The sequence below is a fragment of the Pseudomonas sp. UBA6699 genome, assembly GCF_002454615.1.
GTDB lineage: Bacteria > Pseudomonadota > Gammaproteobacteria > Pseudomonadales > Pseudomonadaceae > Aquipseudomonas > Aquipseudomonas juntendi.
The window spans coordinates 33,903-54,575 of sequence record NZ_DKJF01000046.1 but is presented as its reverse complement, the minus strand read 5'-3'; the positions used below and the strand labels follow the sequence as shown (position 1 = coordinate 54,575).

The 20,673-nt window shown below is 64.9% G+C and carries 23 protein-coding genes and 2 pseudogenes; 3 read left to right on the top strand and 22 right to left on the bottom strand.

Going from position 1 to position 20,673, the window contains the following annotated elements; genetic code table 11:
• Positions 1-4: 4 nt before the first annotated feature.
• The 8 genes and pseudogenes from B3361_RS08985 to merT all read right to left on the bottom strand — a co-directional run bounded on the left by B3361_RS08985 (position 5) and on the right by merT (position 5,508).
• A complete protein-coding gene (locus B3361_RS08985; protein ID WP_003116825.1) occupies positions 5-910 on the bottom strand; it encodes a DUF3577 domain-containing protein in 906 nt (301 codons plus the stop codon).
• Positions 911-1,220: 310 nt separating this feature from the next.
• Positions 1,221-1,671: pseudogene (locus B3361_RS23930) on the bottom strand (XF1762 family protein).
• Positions 1,672-1,812: 141 nt separating this feature from the next.
• Complete coding sequence (locus tag B3361_RS08975) at positions 1,813-2,097, bottom strand: DUF3085 domain-containing protein (RefSeq protein WP_031629745.1); 285 nt, start codon at positions 2,095-2,097, stop codon at positions 1,813-1,815.
• A 45-nt stretch (positions 2,098-2,142) separates the two neighbouring features.
• A pseudogene (locus tag B3361_RS24040) lies at positions 2,143-2,661 on the bottom strand (Tn3 family transposase); the annotation flags it as partial.
• Positions 2,625-3,140 carry a Tn3 family transposase gene (locus tag B3361_RS24035; protein ID WP_003098931.1) on the bottom strand — a complete coding sequence of 172 codons (516 nt, stop codon included), beginning with the start codon at positions 3,138-3,140 and terminating at the stop codon, positions 2,625-2,627. The pseudogene B3361_RS24040 and the gene B3361_RS24035, both read right to left, overlap by 37 nt.
• 18 nt (positions 3,141-3,158) lie before the next feature.
• Positions 3,159-4,847 carry a mercury(II) reductase gene (gene merA, locus B3361_RS08965; protein WP_003098932.1) on the bottom strand — a complete coding sequence of 563 codons (1,689 nt, stop codon included), beginning with the start codon at positions 4,845-4,847 and terminating at the stop codon, positions 3,159-3,161.
• Between the two features lie 10 nt (positions 4,848-4,857).
• Entirely contained in the window at positions 4,858-5,145 is a 288-nt protein-coding gene (merP, locus tag B3361_RS08960) for a mercury resistance system periplasmic binding protein MerP (protein ID WP_003116826.1), read from the bottom strand.
• 12 nt (positions 5,146-5,157) lie between these two features.
• Complete coding sequence (merT, locus tag B3361_RS08955; protein WP_003116827.1) at positions 5,158-5,508, bottom strand: mercuric ion transporter MerT; 351 nt, start codon at positions 5,506-5,508, stop codon at positions 5,158-5,160.
• A 71-nt stretch (positions 5,509-5,579) separates the two neighbouring features.
• On the opposite strand from merT, the gene merR reads away from it, so the two are divergent.
• Positions 5,580-5,987: an Hg(II)-responsive transcriptional regulator gene (gene merR / locus B3361_RS08950; RefSeq protein ID WP_003098939.1), complete on the top strand. Its 408-nt coding sequence runs from the start codon at positions 5,580-5,582 to the stop codon at positions 5,985-5,987.
• 261 nt (positions 5,988-6,248) lie between these two features.
• Here merR and B3361_RS08945 read toward each other — a convergent pair whose 3' ends face one another.
• From B3361_RS08945 to B3361_RS08905, 9 genes are all read right to left on the bottom strand, one after another.
• Complete coding sequence (locus tag B3361_RS08945) at positions 6,249-7,073, bottom strand: hypothetical protein (protein ID WP_003098941.1); 825 nt, start codon at positions 7,071-7,073, stop codon at positions 6,249-6,251.
• A 288-nt stretch (positions 7,074-7,361) separates the two neighbouring features.
• Positions 7,362-7,640 carry a hypothetical protein gene (locus tag B3361_RS08940; protein ID WP_003116828.1) on the bottom strand — a complete coding sequence of 93 codons (279 nt, stop codon included), beginning with the start codon at positions 7,638-7,640 and terminating at the stop codon, positions 7,362-7,364.
• A 97-nt stretch (positions 7,641-7,737) separates the two neighbouring features.
• A complete protein-coding gene (locus B3361_RS08935; protein ID WP_003116829.1) occupies positions 7,738-8,475 on the bottom strand; it encodes a hypothetical protein in 738 nt (245 codons plus the stop codon).
• Between the two features lie 83 nt (positions 8,476-8,558).
• On the bottom strand, positions 8,559-9,245 hold the full coding sequence (locus B3361_RS08930; RefSeq protein ID WP_003116830.1) for a hypothetical protein: 687 nt from the start codon (positions 9,243-9,245) through the stop codon (positions 8,559-8,561).
• A 182-nt stretch (positions 9,246-9,427) separates the two neighbouring features.
• Positions 9,428-9,820 (bottom strand): hypothetical protein, encoded by a 393-nt coding sequence (locus B3361_RS08925; RefSeq protein WP_003116832.1) that lies wholly within the window; start codon positions 9,818-9,820, stop codon positions 9,428-9,430.
• A gap of 21 nt (positions 9,821-9,841) precedes the next feature.
• The gene (locus tag B3361_RS08920; protein ID WP_003116833.1) at positions 9,842-10,054 is read right to left on the bottom strand and encodes a hypothetical protein; all 213 of its coding nucleotides are present in this window, start codon (positions 10,052-10,054) and stop codon (positions 9,842-9,844) included.
• A 337-nt stretch (positions 10,055-10,391) separates the two neighbouring features.
• Positions 10,392-10,703: a hypothetical protein gene (locus B3361_RS08915; protein ID WP_003108988.1), complete on the bottom strand. Its 312-nt coding sequence runs from the start codon at positions 10,701-10,703 to the stop codon at positions 10,392-10,394.
• Positions 10,704-11,039: 336 nt separating this feature from the next.
• On the bottom strand, positions 11,040-11,540 hold the full coding sequence (gene lspA / locus B3361_RS08910; protein ID WP_003098955.1) for a signal peptidase II: 501 nt from the start codon (positions 11,538-11,540) through the stop codon (positions 11,040-11,042).
• Between the two features lie 3 nt (positions 11,541-11,543).
• Complete coding sequence (locus tag B3361_RS08905; protein ID WP_003098961.1) at positions 11,544-14,456, bottom strand: heavy metal translocating P-type ATPase; 2,913 nt, start codon at positions 14,454-14,456, stop codon at positions 11,544-11,546.
• Positions 14,457-14,547: 91 nt separating this feature from the next.
• Here B3361_RS08905 and cadR point away from each other — a divergent pair, with 91 nt between their 5' ends.
• Positions 14,548-14,946, top strand: coding sequence for a Cd(II)/Pb(II)-responsive transcriptional regulator (gene cadR, locus B3361_RS08900; protein WP_003098965.1), 399 nt, complete (start codon positions 14,548-14,550; stop codon positions 14,944-14,946).
• Between the two features lie 67 nt (positions 14,947-15,013).
• On the opposite strand, the gene B3361_RS24030 is transcribed toward cadR, so the two are convergent.
• Positions 15,014-15,376 (bottom strand): DUF3703 domain-containing protein, encoded by a 363-nt coding sequence (locus B3361_RS24030; RefSeq protein ID WP_196495817.1) that lies wholly within the window; start codon positions 15,374-15,376, stop codon positions 15,014-15,016.
• Positions 15,377-15,400: 24 nt separating this feature from the next.
• Positions 15,401-15,604 (bottom strand): hypothetical protein, encoded by a 204-nt coding sequence (locus tag B3361_RS08895; RefSeq protein ID WP_023657334.1) that lies wholly within the window; start codon positions 15,602-15,604, stop codon positions 15,401-15,403.
• A gap of 417 nt (positions 15,605-16,021) precedes the next feature.
• Here B3361_RS08895 and B3361_RS08890 point away from each other — a divergent pair, with 417 nt between their 5' ends.
• Entirely contained in the window at positions 16,022-16,657 is a 636-nt protein-coding gene (locus tag B3361_RS08890; RefSeq protein WP_003098972.1) for a cation transporter, read from the top strand.
• Between the two features lie 723 nt (positions 16,658-17,380).
• Here B3361_RS08890 and B3361_RS08885 read toward each other — a convergent pair.
• From B3361_RS08885 to B3361_RS08875, 3 genes are all read right to left on the bottom strand, one after another.
• On the bottom strand, positions 17,381-19,411 hold the full coding sequence (locus B3361_RS08885; RefSeq protein ID WP_003116834.1) for a DNA topoisomerase III: 2,031 nt from the start codon (positions 19,409-19,411) through the stop codon (positions 17,381-17,383).
• Between the two features lie 283 nt (positions 19,412-19,694).
• A complete protein-coding gene (locus B3361_RS08880; protein ID WP_003098976.1) occupies positions 19,695-20,135 on the bottom strand; it encodes a single-stranded DNA-binding protein in 441 nt (146 codons plus the stop codon).
• Positions 20,136-20,208: 73 nt separating this feature from the next.
• Positions 20,209-20,673: DUF3158 family protein (locus B3361_RS08875; RefSeq protein WP_286920181.1), on the bottom strand; the 465-nt coding region annotated here is incomplete at its 5' end.

The following is a 20,673-nucleotide window of genomic DNA, read 5'->3' as shown; positions in this document are numbered from 1 at the left end:
CGGATCAGAACGAAGCAGCCAATGCCGGCTCCTGCTCCTGGACTTGCGCCTCGGGCTCGCGCTCGGCGGGCTCGGTGGCCGTGTCGATGGCATCGTCGGCTTCGGACGCGGATGCGTCTTCGGCCGGCGGCGCCTCGGCTTGCGCCTGGCTCGTCGGATAGACCTGGGTGCCGTCGATCTTGATGAGACCGATGTGGACCAGCGTCGATTCCAGGCTGGCGGCCGGTTCCCCGGCGTGCTCACCCTTGGTGCGGATGTACGGATCGATCTTCATGTCGTTCAGACGGAAGGCGATCAGCACCTTGCGGTCACCCTCGACGGCCTGAACGCACCGGCGAACCAGGTGCTCGGCTTCCGGGGTGGCGACGATGGTGTCGAAGTACCGATACTCCGGTTCATCGACAGGCCCGGCCAGTGCCGCGACGGTGCAAGAGAGGAACGAGTCGCCAGCTTTTGGGGTGACGTCCTTCACACGATTGAGATAGCCGATGCCGCGGGTGATCAACTCGTGCTGCTCGATCGAAGCCAGTTCGGCCCGGTCGATCAGTTCGGCCTTGAGCAGTCGCGCCTTGAGGGACGCGGCGGCCTGACCCTTCTGCTCACCCTTGTCGCGGATGTACACATCGCCCCACAGGTCACCGAGGCGAAAGCGCACCAGCGGGCGCTGCTTGGGATCGTCAACGCCGATGTAGCGCTGAACGAGCTTCTTGGCCTCGGCACCCGAGACCTTGACGTCGAAGTAGCGGTAGCTGGGGTCCCGGGCGGGGCCGACCAGCGCGGCGATGGTGCATGCCAGGAAAGGCTGCGCACGGCGGCCGCCCCGGACGGGCACTTCACGGACACGCTGGATGTAGCCGATGCCCGAGGTGTGGAGGTCGAAATACGATTTCTCGTTGGACGTGGTGTTCATGGTGAATCTCCATTGGGATGAAGCGGAGACACACCGGCCCACGCATGCGGGGAAGGTGCGTGACCCCGCGGTGGGTTGATAAGGCGAAAGCATCCGCCACCAGAGGCTGGTGGCCGCTCGCGGAAGGATGCGGTGCGAGCTGGCTCGGTCACGCAGTGGGAACTGCGCCGCAACCTCGAAGACCGATGGTTGCCTGGCATGTCGCTGACGACGTCAGCAGGCATGGGGCCAGCATGGCGGGGCCTCGCGCGCGCGGCAGCAATCAATCGGCACCCGGGCGCTTCCCTTTGTCCGCGCCACCCGGCGCCTGTCACAGGCACTTGGCGCCGCGCAGGTGCTCGGGGGTATCGGCGCGCGGACGGCCGGGACGGCTCCAGGCGCCGCCACCGCGCGCGCCGATCAGCCGCCAGCCGGCGGCGCGCAGGCTGGCGCCACCTTCGTCGGGCATGGTGTAGGTGAGCAGGCGTATGTAGCCCAGCGCCCTTGCCGCCTGCCAGGCCGCGCCGTAGAGCTTGCTGCAGGCGCTGGGTGTGCCGTCGGTGCACAGCCGCGTGACTTCCAGCGTCCAGGTGCCGCGCGACCGGGCGGCCGACAATGGCCACGCCGTGGATCAGGTCGCTGTCGCTCAGCGTGACGGCCAGGGCGAACTTCGCGCCCTGGACCGGGCGGTGGTGGCGATGGTGCGACAGAACGAATGCATTGGCCGTGCGCAGCGACACCGGTAGGAGGTGCAGCCTCGGCGAGGTCGATGGCGTGTTCATGCGGTTGTCTCCGGTGGCATGCCGGCGTTGTGGCCGGCGGGGCGTGCCTCGGCGGCTGGAGACAAACGCGCACGCGCGGCGATGGCGGCGGTGCGAACAAAAGAAGGCCCCCGATGCGGGGGCTGCGAGGCGGTTGCCGCGTCAGGCGGGAGGCACCACTGCTAAGGACAGGTGCGTGGCGGTGGCGGAAAGCACGAGATCGTCCGCCGAGTGCTGGAGGCGCGTGAACAGGCCGTCCTTCGGGTCGAAATACTCCGCGAAGTCATCGCCGCCCAGCTCGCGGCCGGCGAGGTGCCACCAGTCATCGAACGGGTCGGTGTCCGGGTTGCATCCGACGGCGTAGGCGAGCAGTGCCTGGCGCCCATCCGGGCGACGCTCCCCACGCTCGGCGAGGAAGTACACGCCCTGATCCTTGACCAGGACAATGCGGCACTGATTGGGGACGTCTCAGAAAACGGAAAAAATCGTACGCTAAGCCGGTTGCAGCGGTCGTAGCGGCCTGAACTTGCCCGCGCCGATCTTGGCGCTGCTGCGCCAGAGGTAATCGCCGGTCAGGTTGATGTGCTCCCAGCCCAGCGGCGACAGGTACTGCAACAGGGCGTCATCGACAGTCTGGCCGTGACCGCGTAAGGCGTTTGAGGCCCGTTCCAGATAGACCGTGTTCCACAACACTATGGCCGCCGTCACCAGGTTGAGGCCGCTGGCCCGGTAGCGCTGCTGCTCGAAACTGCGGTCGCGGATTTCGCCCAGCCGGTTGAAGAACACGGCGCGGGCTAGCGCGTTGCGGGCTTCGCCCTTGTTCAGTCCGGCATGCACGCGGCGGCGCAGCTCGACGCTTTGCAGCCAGTCCAGGATGAACAGCGTTCGCTCGATGCGGCCCAGCTCGCGCAGCGCCACGGCCAGGCCGTTCTGGCGCGGGTAGCTGCCGAGTTTCCTGAGCATCAGCGAGGCCGTCACCGTGCCCTGCTTGATCGAGGTGGCCAGCCGCACCTTGGCGTTGATCGCCTTGCCGGACGCCTGGAACTGCTGCTGATGCTTGTGCTTGGCAGCGTTGAACAGCTTGCCCAGGATGCGGTCGTGCAGGTCGATGATTTCGTCGGTGACGGTGGCCATGCCCTCGATGGCGAGCGCACCAGGGTCGCGTAGCGGCGCTGTGCCTCGAACTTGGCCAGATCGGCGGGCGTCATCTGGCCGCCTTCGCGGGCGATCTTGAGCAGGCGGTTCTGGTGCACCGACCGCTCGATGCCGGAAGGCAGGTCGAGCGCCTGCCAGGCTTTGAGGCGCTCGATGTGTTCGAGTATGTGGCGCGAGTTCGGCTTGACGGGCGACTGGCGCAGCCAGGCCAGCCAGGTCGTCTTGCCGTTGTCGTGGCGCTTGAGCAGATCGTCGAGGCGGTGCCGGTGGGTGGCCGACAGGGGATCGGACAAGGCCGCGTAGATGCGGCGGTTGGCGCGGCTGTAGGCGTTCATCGAACACCTCCCTTTTCCTCATCCGGCGCAACAGGACAGTTGCTTCACGTCCTTGTTGAAGGTCTGCGCCGCGAGCTTCAGTCCCTCGACCATGGTCAGGTAGGGGAACAACTGGTCGGCCAGCTCCTGCACGGTCATCCGGTGGCGGATCGCCAGCGCGGCCGTCTGGATCAGTTCGCCCGCTTCCGGCGCGACCGCCTGTACGCCGATCAGCCGCCCTGAGCCAGCTTCCGCCACCAGCTTGATGAAGCCGCGCGTGTCGAAGTTGGCGAGCGCCCTCGGCACGTTGTCGAGCGTCAGCAGCCGGCTGTCGGTCTCGATGCCGTCGTGGTGCGCTTCCGCCTCGCTGTAGCCCACGGTCGCCACCTGCGGATCGGTGAACACCACCGCCGGCATCGCCGTCAGGTCCAGCGCCGCGTCGCCGCCGGTCATGTTGATCGCGGCGCGCGTGCCGGCCGCCGCCGCCACATAGACGAACTGCGGCTGGTCGGTGCAGTCGCCGGCAGCAAAGATGTGCGGTGCGCTCGTGCGCATGGCGCGGTCGATGACGATGGCTCCCTGCGCATTGACTTCGACGCCTGCCGCTTCAAGGTTCAGGCTGCGCGTGTTCGGCGCGCGACCGGTGGCGACCAGCAGCTTGTCGGCGCGCACTTCCCCCTGCCCGGTGGTGAGCACGAATTCCCCGCCCGCATAGGCAACGTGGCTCGCCTGGGTGTGGTCCAGCACCTCGATGCCCTCGGCGCGGAAGGCGTCTGTTACGGCTTCCCCGATGGCCGGGTCTTCTCGGAAGAACAGCGTGCTGCGCGCCAGGATCGTGACCTGGCTGCCCAGCCGGGCGAAGGCTTGCGCCAACTCGACCGCCACCACGGAGGAACCAATCACGGCCAGCCGCTCGGGGAGCGAGCTGCTTTCCAGCGCCTCGGTGGAGGTCCAGTGGGGTGTGTCCGCAAGGCCCGGGATTGGCGGAAGCGCCGGGCTCGCGCCGGTGGCAATCAGGCAGCGGTCGAAGTTCACCTCGTGCGTGCCGCCGTCAGCGGTCGCCACGGTCAGCGTGCGCGTGTCCCTGAACCGGGCCTCGCCGCGCAGCACGGTGATGGCCGGAGTGCTTGCCAGGATGCCTTCGTACTTGGCATGGCGCAGCTCCTCGACGCGGCCTTGTTGCTGGGCCAGCAGCCGCTCGCGCAGTACAGCGGGCGCTGCGGCCGGCAGGCCAGCATCGAACGGGCTTTCGCGGCGCAGGTGGACGATGTGCGCGGCGCGGATCATGATCTTGGACGGCACGCAGCCGACATTGACGCAGGTGCCGCCGATGGTGCCGCGCTCGATCAGCGTGACGCGGGCGCCTTGCTCCACGGCCTTCAAGGCAGCCGCCATCGCCGCGCCGCCGCTGCCTATCACAGCCACGTGCAGCGCTTGTTCACCGCCAACATGCTTCGTTTCGCCACCGAGCCAGCCCAGCGCCTTGTCTAGCAGGCCGGCAGGCTTGTTCGGCGTGTCGGTAAGCCGTGCGCGATAGCCGAGCGTGGCCACTGCGGCAACCAGCGGGGCCACGCTCACGCCTGCATCCGCCTCGATTTCGGCCTGCCGCTGCGGATAGGACACCGAGGCCGCGCGCACGCCGGGCACGTTCGTCAAAGCCTGCTGGACGTGCTCGGCGCACGACGTGCAGGTCATGCCTTCGATGTGGAGGGTGATCGCCTCGGCCATGATTACGCCCTCACTGCTTGACGCTGGACGGGTAACCCGCGTTTGCGGTGGCCTTGGTCAAGGCGTCGGCATTGGTCTTGGCCTCGTCGAAGGTGACGACGGCCTCCCGCTTCTCGAAGCTGACTTCGGCCTTCTCGACGCCGGCGACCTTGGACAGAGCCGTCTTGACCGTGATCGGGCACGCGGCGCAGGTCATGCCGGGCACCGACAGGGTGACGGTCTTGGTGGCAGCCCAGGCGGGCGCGCTTAGAGCGGCGGCCAGGGCGATGAGGGTGGTGAGGGTGGTGAGTTTCTTCATGGTGATCTCCTTTCAGTAGAACAGCGGCAGGACGTAGGGAAACGCGAGGGCAACCAGAACCAGGGCGGCCACGATCCAGAAGATCACCTTGTAGGCAGTCCGCACTTGGGGCACGGCGCAAACGTCGCCGGGCTTGCAGGCATGGGCTGGTCGGAAGATGCTGCGCCAGGCGAAGAACAGCGCGATGAGCGCTGCGCCGATGAAGATCGGCCGATACGGCTCCAGCACGGTCAGGTTGCCGATCCACGCGCCAGAGAAGCCGAGCGCGACCAGGACAAGGGGGCCGAGGCAGCAGGCCGAGGCGAGGACGGCCGCGACGCCGCCGGTCGCCAGTGCGCCGCAGCCGTTCTTGGGTTCCGACATAAGGTTCTCCTTCCGGGACTTCGCTTGATGCTGTAACGTTACTTCCGTAGTCAACTACGGAGTCAAGCGCCATGGAGAACGCTCAAGAGAATCTGACCATCGGGGCCTTCGCCAAGGCAGCCCGGGTCAACGTGGAGACGATCCGCTTCTATCAGCTCAAGGGCTTGCTACCCCAGCCGGAGCGGCCCTACGGTCGCATCCGCCGCTACGGGCAGGCGGACGTGGCGCGGGTGAAGTTCGTGAAGTCAGCCCAGCGCCTGGGATTCAGCCTGGATGAAGTCGGCCAGCTCCTGAAACTGGAGGACGGCACCCATTGCAGCGAGGCGGCCGAACTGGCTGCTCACCGGCTGGCCGATGTGCGCGCACGCATGGCGGACCTCACGCGGATGGAAGAGGCCCTGTCGACGCTAGTGAGAGAGTGCAACGCGCACCATGGCAATGTTTCCTGCCCGTTGATCGCAGCTTTGCATTGCTGCTAAAGGGCCCACTTCGGCTCTTAGCGTACGATTTTTTTCCGTTTTCTGAGACGACCCCTGATTGGCGATGGCTTCGGTCAGCACGGGGCGCAGGTCAGCGCCTTTGAATCGCAGTGACATGGATGAAATCTCCTGTGTGGAAGAATGAGAAAGGCCTCCATCCGATGGGATGAAGGGCCTGTAGTGCACGCGGCCGGAACGGCTGGAACGCCGTGGCGGATGCCTCGGGTCAGCCGCAGGACCGCCCGGTTTCGCTGCGGGGCGTCATGCCGGGACGGCCTGGCGCTTGCGGGCCGCTTTCGCGTCGAGGATGCTCACGTCGATCTGGCGCCAGCGCCCGTCGTCGATGAGCCTCTCCAGCACTTCGCCGAGCATGTCGAAATACACCTCGTCGTGCCGATCGACCAGTTCGACCGATTCACCGTTCTGACGGTGCAGTTCCACCACGTAGGTGTCTCCGCCGCGGTCGTAGAGGATCGTCACCCGGCCCTCGAACTTCGCGGTCGAGACCGTGAAGCTGATCGCCGGCGGGGTCTCGATGATCTTGGAGGGCGTGGGATCGACCCAGGTGAAGTCGCGGGCACCGGCATCCACCAGCATGTGGGTGATGCGCCGGAAGCGATCGGGGGCCGGCATCTCCTCCAACTGCTCGATGAGCTGGCCCAACTCCATGCACTGCGGCGTGGGAATGGGCAGCTTGGCCGGCGCCGAGCCGAGGATGTGCCTCGTGATGGTGTACGGCGTGCCGTCCGAAGTCTCCTCGGTGATGACCTCCGGCGTGTCCGCGCGCAGTCCGTCGAAGCGACGACGGGCATAGGGTTGGACATGCACCTTGGCGCCTTCGGCAGGAACCGTGGTCACCAGGCTGGGATCGAGCACCGCGAACTCGGAAGGCTTGAGCTTGACGACGATGGCATCGTCGGTCGCGGCGACCACCTTGCCGTCGAAGGGTTGGGGGTCGATGGCGAAGCCCAGCGTTGAGGACAGCGGCTGATCATCGAACACGCGGTACTTGAACGACCGCACGTTGCGGGGCACATGGCCTGCGACCAGCGAAGGCATCATGGATTTGATGAGGGAACGATCCATGGGGAAACTCCTTGAGGAAAAACAAGGGATTCCCCGCCCGCAAGGGAGAGGTCCCTTGTGGGTGGCGTGGATGGACGCGGTAGGTCCGTAGGAAGAAACGACCAGCACGGTTTCCCGCGCTTGCAGCCTCGAAGGTCTCGACTGCCTGGGCATGTGCCGGCAACGCCGACGAACATGGGGCAAGCATGGCCCTGGGGCGGTCTGCCTGCCCGCAGGAAACGGCACCGCACCACAACCGTTTTCCTGTGCTGCGGGCAAGAAAAAGCCCCTCGAAAGGGGCTGGAGGAATCAGGCTTGGTACACGAAGTAGTGCTCGCGCTGACGCGGAAAGAACACGTGTTTCCACGTGTCGCCGCTTGTGTTGCCACCGTCGAAGACGACCATTTCGTAGTCGTCCACGTCGGTGTCCACCAGGTCGGCGCTGGCGATATGGCGCATGTGCAGCGTGCCGCTCATGCGCTCGAATACCAGGATCTGGCCGATGGCATCTTCCTGGCTCATGGCGTTGACGCAGGCTCCGAGTTGGTGCTCGAAGTCGGATGCGGGTGTGATGAGGTCGGGGAACATGGGATCGCTCCTGTGAAAGTGCGCCGGCCCGGCTCTCTGGCGGGAGACCGGGCCGGCATGCGGTGAGGACAAGGAAGGCCGGGGATGTGTGTGGCAGCTATTCGCCGGCCAGCGATAGGCCCGGCAACACGGGTGCGTCGGCATCGAGGATGAGGATGCGCACGTCGGCCTGGCCGGCCAGTTCAAGGATCTGTGCCAGCTCGTCCGGCATGCCCTTGCTGCGGTGCTCCTGCCGAAGCTGCTCGGCGGCGATCCCCTCGACGTCCTGCAGGTGCTGGTCCGTCCAGGGCGTGGAGATCAGCTTGACGCCGATCGCCGGGCTGTAGGGAATCCGGAACGCGATGAACAAAAAGGCCTCCGGCGTCGCGAGGTCAGCCAGGTTGGCCAGGTACTGGCCGGTTTCGCGGCTGATGTGCGCGCTGCTGATTTCCCAGCACCGGCTGTAGTAGCCGGTCTCGAAGCTCAACCGCTGCACGACTTCCCGTGCGGCCTCGGCCGAATAGGTGTCGCCAATGTGGACGGGGCGGCCGTCGAAGTCGTCGCCGTGGATCGCGTACACCACGGCACCCACCATGCCTTCGCCGCTGCCCCCTTCAGCCGCGTCGCATTCGGCGATCAGTGCGGCGCCGACAGGTTCGGTGCCAGTCCTGACCACCGCGAAGTCGCTGGTGATGATGCAAGGAGAAGAAACCAGCGCCGCGTCGCAGAGGTGCTGCTGGCTCGGGTGGATGTTTCGCCAAACATGCGGGCTTCCGTCCTCGTAGCTGATGGACAGCGTGCGGACGATTTTCAGATTCCAGTAGCCGCGTAGAAAGGGATTGGGATTCTGGGACATGGGATTTCTCCAACAGAATAATGATGGAGCAAATCCCCGCCACCGGGAATTGACCCCGGTGGGTGGAAAGAAAGGAAACAGCGTCAGGTGACGCTGATCGTTGGCGTTTGGGCCAATCGCTCGGCGACGCGCCGGCGCAAATTCATGCGGAATGGCTCGTCGCTGACGCCCGCCAGCAGATTGATGGTCTCCAGCGCGATCAGGGCCGAAGCCTCTTCGATGTCGGCGGCCACAATGGTCTTGCGCAATTGGTCGCCGAGCTGGAGGGCCTGGGAGGAGGAGCTGATGAAGCGGACCTCGCGGCTCAGGTAGCAGCCGTTGCCGCCGAACTCGAACAGCCGCGGCTTGCTGCAGTACCAGCAGCCCTCGAACTGGATGGCGGTCAGGTGGTGCCCGTCATCGAACCGGGTGGCGATCAGAAACAATGCGTCGAGATCGGCGGTGTCCTCGAACGAATGACGGTCGATCAAGTTCCCCAGCTCTTCGTCCTCATCGGCACGGAAGTGCACGGCGAGCAGTTCGAGCAGCGGCGGGATCGACAGCCCTTCGTCGTCCGGCATCGGAATACCGAGTTGCGTGGCCAGGTCTTCCAGGCCATCGAGCACGTCCGGCCATTGCGGATTGGTGGTCTCGGCGATCTGGGCGATGTAGGCCTGCCCGTTGCCGGGGTGGCTCTCGTCCAGCGCGAAGGCGCCGAACAGCGCCTGGATGACGGGCGTCACACGGTCGAGCACGAGAACGCCGGTGGCTTCGTAGTAGTTGTTGGCCATGAAGGCTCCTTTCGATGAATGAACGGAGCCAGCCCTTGCGGACGATGGCATCCGCAGGGGAAACCGCCTGATGCCGGATGGCGCTGGGCGGGGAGAAAACGCGAGGGACATGGCCTCGAACGAGGCGCATGTCCCTCATGGGGTCCCGTGAACGCAGTGATGAAGGTGTGCCAGGGACCGGCTCACCAACCGCTGTAGTTCAGCAGCAGGTCGGCGATCACCTGGCGACGTTGCAGATCGAGACCATCGAAGTCCGACAGTCCTTGGAAGTGGCAGCGCTTGAGCATGGCACCGCCCTCGCGCGCGTTGTAGAAGCTGAACATGGCGGACAGGAACATGCGTTCCCCGCTGCTCAGGACGCCGAGTGCGTCGTTGGCACGCAGCATGTCGGGACGCAGATCCCACTTGCTCTTTGCCTGGTTCAGGCCTTCGCGCGTGCCGTCGCCAAACCATTGCGGGCCTGCGATCTCGACGCCGCGCTTCCAGACCTCGAAGAAGGCTTGGGGCGCGGCGGCGAAATGCTGCTCTTCCCGCATGATCTGATCGACGACTTCCTGGGGCAAAAGCTGGTTCATGACGTGGTTCCTCCAGTTGGATCAGGGTGTGGCGAGCTGGGACCAGCCGCCTCTTTCGAGGGCACGTTGAGCCGCGGCATAGCTGCGGAAGTACTGGCAGGATTCCCGCGAAACGGGACCTTCTGTATCGCGCGTGCCGATGTAGTGGCCGGCGGCGCTATGCAGGATTTCGAGCGGCAGGAACTTGCCGCAATGGATCAAGGCCAACTGGCCGAAAGAGGCTTGCTGGGACATGGACGGGCTCCTTGGAAAAAGCGGGGCCTCGTCCCTCACGGGATGGCAGCTCCCGCACGCGGTTGAGAAAAAAGCATCGGCGTCACGGGTGACGCGCGTCCGCAGACTCGATGCGATGGCGGACTGGCGGGTAGCGCGGAAAGAATCCGCGGCAGCCTGGAAACTCTGGCTGCTGGCATGGTGCTGACGAATCAGCGACACATGCGGGCAGCTTCATGCGCGAGGCGAGCCGCGTCAGCCGGAAATCGGCATTTGCAACAGCCCCGATTGGCGAACGCGGAAAAAAGAAAGCCCCGCAATAAGTGCGGGGCTGTCAGGAGGATGAGGCGAAACTGGGTCAGCGAGGCCTGTCGCCCAGTACATGCTGCTTCCACAGGGCGAATGCCTCGTCCGGTCCCAGCTCTGCGAGGATGACGATGGGCTGGCCCCGACGGGCACGCAGCGATGCGAAATACGCTGGCCGGTCGGCGATGGCGTTGAGCTTGATGCCCTTTAGGAACAGCAACTGGCGGGGGCGAACTTTGGTGGTAACGCAGGCATGATTGCGCTTGTTTGGGGCAAAAGGGCCAGCGAAGCGGGCGGACACGGCCAGAAAACCGCGACGAACTACTTGTACTTGCCAGGCGAGGCGAACGGGTGACATCAGCATATCGCTATGCGGTAAAGAAGACCGTCCTAAAGCTTGCAGGATCCCGGCATAGCTTCATCATCACCTCTCCGTGACGGCTCATTGGAACGAAAAAGGCCAGCATCGCCGTGATGGACTTTCATAATTGCCAGGTCAACTGGCTTGCGTGCTGTTTATTCACAGCAAGGCATTGCGACGTCGTTGCAGCAATCGCCGCCATCGCAACAGGGCGTTGCAGCAAAAGCGGCGGTGGGCGCTAGCATGAGGGCCAAGCCGCGGCCGCTCATGCTGGGGGCCGTTCTCTTCAGATTGGTGTCCTGCACCGTGTGCATTGCGAATTTCCGGATCGTCCCAATGTCACTGGGACTCCTTTGTGGCGGCCGGGTTCTCCACGCTCATGAACGACTGGGCCACCAGCGCGATCGCCCCGCCCACGATGGCCATGTCAGCGATGTTGAAGGCGGGCCAGTGCCAGCCGTGCAGGTGAAAGTCGATGTAGTCGATAACGTGCCCGCGCGTGGCGCGGTCGAACGCGTTGCCCAATGCGCCGCCCAGAATGAGGCTGTACGAAAGGCCTTCCGTTTTGCGCAGCGGCCGGGAGAGCAGCCATGCGAGCCATGCCGATATTGCGAACGCGATCGCCAGAAAAAACCACCGCTGCCAGCCGCCCGCGCCAGCAAGGAAGCTGAACGCCGCGCCGGGATTGAGAGCGTGAACTAGGTTGAAGAATGACGCCACCTCGTGCGACCAACCCAAGGGAGTTGTCGCGTCAATGTAGCTCTTAGCTGCCTGATCGCCGGCGAATATAACGATCGCGAGTGAGTACCACTGCGTCTTGCGAAGAGATGGTTCATCCATTGTTCATGCCGCCTTGAACTTCAGGAGGCGCAGCCCATTGACGACAACCAAAAGACTTGCCCCCATGTCAGCGAACACAGCCATCCACATGGTGGCATGCCCTGTGAACGTCAACGCAAGGAACACCGCCTTGATGCCAAGGGCCAGAACGATGTTCTGCGTGAGGATCGCCGCAGTGCTACGCGACAGCCGGATGAAGGCGGGGATCTTGCGCAGGTCGTCGTCCATCAGGGCGACGTCGGCTGTTTCGATCGCGGTGTCGGTGCCGGCCGCGCCCATGGCGAAGCCGATGTCGGCACGGGCGAGCGCGGGCGAATCGTTGATGCCGTCGCCCACCATGCCCACCTGGCCCTCGCCGCCGACCAGGCTTTCGATGGTCTTGAGCTTGTCTTCGGGCAGTTGGTCACCACGGGCTTCAGAGATTCCGACCTGGGCAGCGATGGCCGCGGCCGTGTGCTGGTTGTCCCCCGTCAGCATCAGCGTGCGCACACCCAGCGCCTGCAGGTCGGCCACCGCCTCACGGCTGGTTTCCTTCACGGTGTCGGCCACTGCAAAAATGCCGAGCACGGTCGCATCGTCCATCAGCAGGATCGCTGTCTTGCCTTGGCGCTCCAGGGTCTCCAGCCGAGCCTGGAGCGTCGCTTCGCTCAGGCCCAGCTCCTGGGCGAGCCTGTGGTTGCCCATGTGCAACATGCGCCCGGCGACGCGGCCGCGCACGCCGCGGCCAGGCAGCGCCGCGAAGTCGTCGACCTCGTGCAGCGCGATGCCGTCACGGTTCGCCTTGCGGGCGATGGCCTGAGACACAGGATGGTCCGAGCGTGCCGCGAGGCTTGCGGCCCAGGCGGCAACTTCCTGCGCCTCGCCGATCAGCGGCACGAAGTCGGTCTGCTCGGGCTTGCCATGTGTGAGTGTGCCGGTCTTGTCCAGGGCCAACGCCTTGAGCTTGCGCCCGCCCTCCAGGTAGACGCCACCCTTGATCAGGATGCCGCGTCGGGCGGCAGCGGCCAAGCCGCTGACGATGGTGACCGGCGTGGAGATGACCAGAGCGCAGGGGCAGGCGATCACCAGCAGTACCAGGGCCTTGTAGACCCAGTCAAACCATGCGCCGCCGAAGGCGAGCGGCGGCACGACGGCAACCAGCACGGACACCGCGAACACCGCCGGCGTGTAGACGCGGGCGAACTGGTCGACGAAGCGCTGCGTGGGCGCACGGCTGCCCTGCGCGGACTCCACGGCATGGATGATGCGCGCGAGCGTCGAGTCGCTGGCGCCTGCGGTCACCTTGTATTCGAAAGAGCCGGTCTCATTGATGGTTCCGGCGAAGACCTGGTCACCTTCGGCCTTCTCGACGGGCAGGCTCTCGCCGGTGATGGGCGCCTGGTTGATGGCCGATCGACCCGAGGTGATCAGGCCGTCCAGTGCGATGCGCTCGCCAGGACGCACGCGGACCACCGCGCCCTTTGCGACCTCCTTGGCCGGCAGCTCTGTCCATGAGCCATCGGCCTGCCGCACGGTCGCGGTCTCGGGCGCCAAGTCCATCAGCCCCCGAATGGCGTTGCGGGCGCGGTCCAGCGACTTCGCCTCGATCACTTCCGCCAACGCGAACAGGAACATGACCATGGCGGCCTCCGGCCAGTGGCCGATCGCCATGCCGCCGGTGACCGCGATGGCCATCAGGGCGTTCATGTTCAGGTTGAGGTTCTTCAGCGCGATCCAGCCCTTCTTGTAGGTGCTGAGGCCGCCGGTGAAGATCGAAACCAGTGCCAGCACGATCACGGCCCAATGATTGCCGTCGTTGACCCAGTACACGCCTTCGGCGGCCACCGCCGCAACGCCCGAAACCGCCATCGGCCACCAATTGGTCTTGTGCGCGGCCACCGGGGCATCGCGCGGCTCATCAGTCCTCTGGACCTCGGCTTCCATGCCCAGCGATTCGATGGCTTCGACTGCCGGCTTGATCGCGTCGGGTGTGTGCCGAACCGTGAGCGTGCGCTGCATCAGGTTGAAATCCATTCCCTGCACGCCCGGCATGCCTTGCAGCTTGCCGCGGATCAGACTTTCCTCGGTCGGACAGTCCATCTTCGCGATGCGAAGTACCGTGGTGGCTGTCTGCATGTCCTGCCGCGCAGCCTGCATTCCAATGGAAGCAAGCGCCTTCTCGATCGGCGCTGAGGTCGCCAGCGTGTGCTGGACTCCCAGCACACGCTGCATCAGATTGAAGTCGAGCGCGGTCACACCCGGCAGCTTGCCCAGCCGGTCGCGGATCAGCGCTTCTTCCGTCGGGCAATCCATGTTCTCGATCCGGTACGTCACCCGCTCGCCGATCGGCGGCGCGGAAACGGCAGCGGTTGGTTGCTGCTGCAGGGCCGAGGATGGGATCACAGCCGCGGCTTCGATCGGCCCCGTGTGGCCGAAGGTCTGCTCCTTGGCGCGCATGCCGATCGAGGCCAGGACCTGCTCCATCTGCGCGCGTGCCTGAGCGAGGTGTTTCACCGACAGGGTGCGCTCAGCGAGGTCGAAGTCGAGGTCCTGAATTCCCTCGACTGCCCCGAGGTGCGAGCGGATGAGTTTCTCCTCGCTCGGGCAGTCCATGTTCTCGATGCGGTAGGTGGTCGACACGGCGGCGTCTCGGACAGCCTGAGCCTTCATGCCCACCGAATTCAGCGCTTGCTCCAAGGCATCGGCCGAGACTTCGCGGTGCGAAATGGTCAACAAACGCTGCGGAAGATCGAACAGGAGCCGCTCGACACCGGGCATGCCCTCCAGCGTTCGCCGCACCAGTGCTTCCTCATTGCGGCAATCCATGTTGCTCACGTGGAAAACGGTGGTTTCAGTGCTGGCCTGCTCACTGGCGCACGCCGTCTGTTGGCCATTGCCGCCGGAGCAGGCGCATGGGCTGGAAGGTTCTTTGTTCATAGATCGCTCTTCATTGACAAGGTTTTCCCCGGATGCCATCATTAGAAAACCTCTAGTAGATATAGAGTCAAGTTTTTTATAGGAAGCAACCATGATGCGGATCGGTGAACTGGGCAAGAAGGCAGATTGCTTGGTGCAGACCGTGCGCTTTTACGAGTCAGAAGGCTTGCTGCCCGAGCCTGCACGTAGCGAGGGCAACTTCAGGCTCTATGACGAAGTCCATTTGCAGCGCTTGCTGTTCATCCGCCGCTGCCGGGCGAAGGACATGACGCTGGATGAGATCCGTCAACTGCTGAACTTACGGGATCGGCCAGAGTTGGGCTGCGGCGAGGTGAACGCGCTGGTCGACGCTCATATCGCGCAAGTGCGGACCAAGATGAAGGAATTGCGCGCCTTGGAGCGCGAGTTAATGGATCTGCGACGCTCCTGCGATAGCGCCCGAACCTCGCGCGAGTGCGGCATTCTCAACAGCTTGGCCGAGCCCGCCTGAAGCTCGAGCGTGTCATCGGTGCTGGAAGTGATCGGGTCCAGTTCTGAGAGCCACGTGCCGCGCTCCATCATGCGAAAGCGCGCGATTCTGACGTTTTGAGACGGCGTGCGACCGAGGGCGTGGCCCACAGGAGCCAGCGCGAGCCGGACGACCTGCGCGCCGCAATCTCCGCCACCTTACGGGTTCTCCAGGCCAGACCGAGCATCGCGGCGTGGCTGCGCAGGTGCAGGTGCAGGCCAAGGTAGCAGTGCGCCACGACGCGGCCCGACTCATGGGCACGCCACGCAACTCGCGATCGCTTCGCAAGAAGCCGCAAGGCCCGACTCGCGCAAGAATGCGACGTGGGCAAGATCGTATAGCCAGCAGCGCAAGCGTTTGCCGCTGCTGGCCGGCTCCGGAAGGGATAGACAAGCTGCGGGCCGTAGTCCATTGGAAAGTCCATCTTTCTTGAGTGTCACTCTTTGGCGCCCAGCGTGTGCTTTTGCGACCGGAAAGCGCTGAACAAGTGGCCCCCGGGCATCCAGAAATCGCCGTAGTTGACTTGGGCGTCTTCGTGCTCACGCTTGTGATGCCAGCGATGGGCTTCAGCCACCCCGATCAACAATCCCAACGGCCCGACCCGGTATCCCAGATTGGAGTGCTGGAAGGCCAGATGCACGACCAAGAAGCCGAGCCATGCGCCGACGGCCAACCACAGCTTGGAACGCCGCTACTGGCTCAACGGGGAGTGGAAAGGCCGCCCGCCCTCTAGCAAGGCGGCACAAGCGAGCGCGACGATCACTGTGAGTAGCTCCGTCGGAAAAGACGGCCGGCCGGTCGCGAGCTCGCCGAAGAGCACAACCGCAGTGGCGCCACGGATCAGTGGATAGCAGCCATACCGGATGACAGTCGCAATGAAGGGGGCGCATTGGTGCTCATCTGTTCTGTCCTAAAGCTCTGACTGGATTGGAAAACCTTCTAGCTACGGTAGAGTCAAGGGCGTCCGGGAAGACCCTGTGGCAAGTTCGTTGCATCTGCGCCTTGACTCTCCAGCCGCTACAGGCTTCAGCATCCATCGATTTGGAAGGAACAATGCATGGCTGAAAACCACAGAAATCACGAAAACGACGAGTTGGGCCGCCTAGATGCGAGCGATGCGAAGGACCGAAAGATTCTTCTGACTGTGTTGCTGATCAACCTGACGCAGTCCGCCGCCGGCATTGCCCTTGGCATCTGGGCTGGCTCTACGGCGCTGATGGGCGCCGGGTTGGACAACCTCGCCGATGCGTCGGTCTATGCGGTTAGCCTGTATGCCGTCGGTCGTGCGGCAACGGTCAAGGTGGGCGCGGCCCGCTTGTCGGGTTTCTTGCTAATCGGCCTGGCCGCGCTGCTGCTGTTGGAAGTCCTACGCCGCTTCGCTGGAGGGGAAGAGCCTGTCGGCCCAGCCATGATGGCCATGGCCGCGCTGAACGCGGCTTTGAACCTAGTGTGCCTCAGACTACTGCGCCGCCATCGCGGGGAAGATGTGAACTTCAAGGCGTCAGCGATCTTTACCAGCAACGACTCCATCGTCAATGGTGCGATTGTGCTGTCCGGGGTGCTGGTGATGGGGTTCGGGTCGAACATCCCGGATCTGGTGCTGGGCGTCATCGTGGCCGCAATCGCAGCGAATGGGGGGCGGGAAATCCTGCGCGAAGCATCGGAAACAGCTCGCCGTAAGGCGGGCACATAAGGCATGTTTTCGCCCAGTTCATCCCGAGGTTTACCTCTGCAAAAGAGGTAGTCCAGCCTTTGGGCTACGGCCTCGGCTGCAGCCGAGCGTACCATTGGCGATGGCCGCGCGATAGGCGGGCATGCCGTTCTCGACCTCCGTCTGCCGTACAGCAGCGGTGCGCAAGGTTGAGGGTGCATGTCGTCTCTCCTGTTCGTGTGGCCCAGGCCAATGGCCGGGCCGGGACGTTGATGGGCAGGAGAATGGCGCCGAAGGCCCAACGGCCTTCGGCTCGGGAGAAAAGAGGAACCACCCGTGGGCTGATTGGCAGGCCCGGTCGTCGCTAGAACCGTCTGCTCATCAAGCAATCACACCCGGCCCATGTCGTGGCTGGGGCCGGCATCGTCTGGCGCACATCCGCGCACAAAGGGAGCCCGTTTTTGCACCGGCGGGCACCGGCACCGATTACCGCTGACCACGAAGGGTCTCCCGGTGGCTCGTGCAGCCTGGCAAGCCACCGGGAGACCCTTCGCAGAGGGCGGAAGAAACGCAGATCAACAGAACGCGCGTGGTGCGGCTCGCAGAGAAGCTACCTTCAGGTCCCGCGGCCGGGGACGGCTGGGCGGGACGCGCACACGGATCAAGAAGGCGTTGCGCGCTGGGCGTCCCGCAGGGCATGCGGCGGAGTGCGGGACAGGGGCCACGCCGCCGAAGGCGGGCACGGCTCACGGGGAACGGGGGCGGTCAGGAGCCTTTGCGGCCGCTACGGCGCGGGCGCGAGGCGCCGCGCTTGGAGCTGCCGGATTCGACTGGCAGCGTGCCTTTGCAGTCCGGGTAGCGGCTGCACGACCAGAACGGGCCGCTCTTGCCGCTGCGCTGGCGCGTGGGTGCGCCGCACTGCGGGCATGCCGGCCCTTGGGGAACCTTGATGGACAGGGAGGCGCTGCCGTACTGCGCAATCAACTGCGAAATCCACGCGGCCTGCTTGCCGATGAACACGTCCAGGGTGAGCTGTCCGGCCTCGATCATGTCGAGCGCCTGTTCCCAGACGGCGGTGGTGCCAGGGTCGGCAATCGCCGCAGGCACGGCATCGATCAAAGTGAAAGCCGCATCCGAGGCGCGGATGGCGCGCCCCTTCTTCACGAGGTAGCCGCGAGCGATCAGGCCGCCGATGATGTTGGCCCGCGTCGCTTCGGTGCCGATGCCAACCGTATCCTTGAGCTTCTGCTTCAGGCGGGGATCGGACACCAGCTTGGCGACGCCTTTCATGGACTTGACCAACTCGCCTTGCGTGTACGGTTTGGGCGGCAGCGTCTTGAGTGCCTTGAGATCGACGTCGGCCACCTGGCATGCCAGGCCCTCATACAGTTTCGGCAGCGCGGGCAGCACCTGGGCGCGGACCGCAGTATCGCCCTCGCCATCACCGTCTTCGGCCTGCGGCTCGGCGAGCACCTGGCGCCAACCCGGGATGACAACCTGCTTGCCCGTGGCCGCCAGGTTCTGCCCCCCGCACGAAAACTTGGCCACAGTGCGGTCGAACTCGTGGTGAGGGAGGAACTGCGCCAGGTAATGCGACCGGATGAGCCTGTACACGGCCAGTTCCTTCTCGCTCATGGCGGAGAGCTTCGCCGGTTCGAGCGTCGGGATGATGCCGTGGTGCGCCGTGACCTTGCCATCGTTCCAGGCGCGCGAGCGCTGCGAGCGGTCGAGCTGGCCCATGATCGAGCGCAGCGAGGGATCGGTCTTGAGCAGGCTGTCGAGAACGGTGGGCACTTCGGCAAACATGCTCTCGGGCAGGTAGCCGGAGTCCGAGCGGGGGTACGTCGTGGCCTTGTGCGTCTCGTACAGGGCTTGGGCAATCTCCAAGGTTTCCTGCACGTCCAGCCCAAGCTGCTTGGAACACACTTCCTGCAAGGTGCCCAGGTCGAACGGCAGCGGCGGGCCTTCGCGGACACGCTCAGTCTCCACCGACACGACGTGGGCACTGCCCGCAGCGCGGATCTGCTGCATGGTCTGCTGTGCGACCGGCTGCCGCAGGCAGCGGCCTGCGTCGTCGGTGCACGCATCGGGTGGAACCCATTGCGCGGCGAAAGTCGAACCGCCTGCGAACAGGGACACGGCGATGGCCCAGTATGGTACGGACACGAAGCGCGCGATCTCGCGGTCGCGGTCCACAACGAGCTTGAGCGTCGGGGTCTGTACGCGGCCGACCGACAGCACGCCGTCGTAACCCGCCTGTCGCCCCAGCACCGTGAACAGCCGGCTCAGGTTCATGCCCACGAGCCAATCCGCACGGGAGCGCGCCAGCGCCGAGTGGTACATCGAAAGCGTCTCGGCCGAAGGCCGCAGCTTGCCCAGTGCCGCCCGAATGGACGCATCGTTGAGCGCCGACAGCCACAGGCGTTCGATGGGGCCGCGGTAGCCGCAAAGCTCCACGATCTCGCGGGCGATCAATTCGCCCTCGCGGTCGGCATCGGTGGCGATAACCAGGTGAGTCGCCTTCGCCAAGAGCGCCTTGACGACCTTGAATTGCGTGGCGGTCTTCGGTTTGACCTCGACCCGCCAGTGCTGGGGAATGATGGGCAACTGCTCAACGGACCATCGTTTGAGCTGCTCGTCGTAGGCCTCGGGCGGCGCCGCCTCCACGAGATGGCCGATGCACCAGGTGACCGTGACGCCGGAACCGTTGAGGCAGCCTTCACCGCGCTGCGTGGCGCCGAGAATCCGGCCAATGTCTTTGCCCTGGGAGGGCTTCTCGCACAAGAACAGCCGCATATCCGTCCATCCCGATTCCTGTTGTTCATGGAGTTGCTGGGATCGAGGATGCCGAGCGCAGCCCCTGGCAGCAGCAAACAAGCCGCATGCGGCAGCGACCGCTTTCACGCCGATGAAATGGCGAGTGCGGGGAAGGTGCGTGGCCGGAAGTGTGCGGGCCGAGAGCCGCGATTTCCGGGAGCGCGCGTGGAACTCGGTGGACGTTGGTGGAGCTATCCCCTGGGGATAATTCGCAGCGCATGGAGGGCGGCGAAGCACTGCGGCAGCCGCCCTCCATGCCCGATCACTTCCTGCGCTTGGTCTCTTTCGGCGCCGTCGATTCCTGGGTGGCCTGGGGCTTCGGCTCTGCCTCCTGTGGCTTCGGGCTGAGGGCCACAGACTCGATGCGGTACGGCAGGATGCCGACACTGCGCGCGTTGACCTGCCAAGTCTCACGCGGCTGATCTTCGTTGTCCGTCCAGGGGTCGCGCTCCATGCGGCCGACGACCAGCACCCGCATGCCCTTCTGGTAGAGCTGCTGCCAGCGGTCGGCGTCGTGGTGCCAGAGTTCCACCGGCGCCCAGAAGCCGCCGCGGTCCTCGAACTCGCCGCCCTTGGTGGGGACGGGGTTGTCGAAGTACACGTTCAGCCGGAGCAACCGGCGAGGATCGTCGTTGCCATTGGGGAATTCGCGGTACTCGGGAGGCGATCCGATGTTGCCCTCGCCGATGAATTGTGTGCTCATGTTGGAATCTCCGTGGTGGTTGAAATACCCGTGCCTCGTTGGGCTCGGGCGCGTGCTCGGATGGCAGGCGCAATCACCGATCGCGCACTGCGGCAGGAACGGACGCGAGCCGGCGCAGGTAGGTGTTGTCCGCCTGCGCGGCCTTGCTGGCGCATTCCTGTGCTTGCCTGCCCAGGGTGTGCAGCAGGCTGATCTGCATGTTCAGCATGACGCGCTGCAGTTCGATCTCGTGCAGGTCGTGCAGCAGGTTGACCGGCGTGCTGGGGCTCGCCATCAGCTCCTGCCACAACGCCACGCCCATGGCCGATCGATCGTGCTTGCGCCAGCGAAGAAAGGTCGTGCCTGCGCCAGTGGTCTGCTGGGCCAGCTCGACGGGAAGCAGGTGGAAGGGATGCCCGCACGCCTGTGGCAGCACCTGTCGCTGCGCCAGGGCAATCAACTCGTCGCGCATGGCGAAGCACTGGCTGGCCCAGGCCTCGAAGTCCCCTTTACCTTTAAAAGGCTTTAAAAGGCCTTTTAGAGAGGCCGCGTGTTCCAG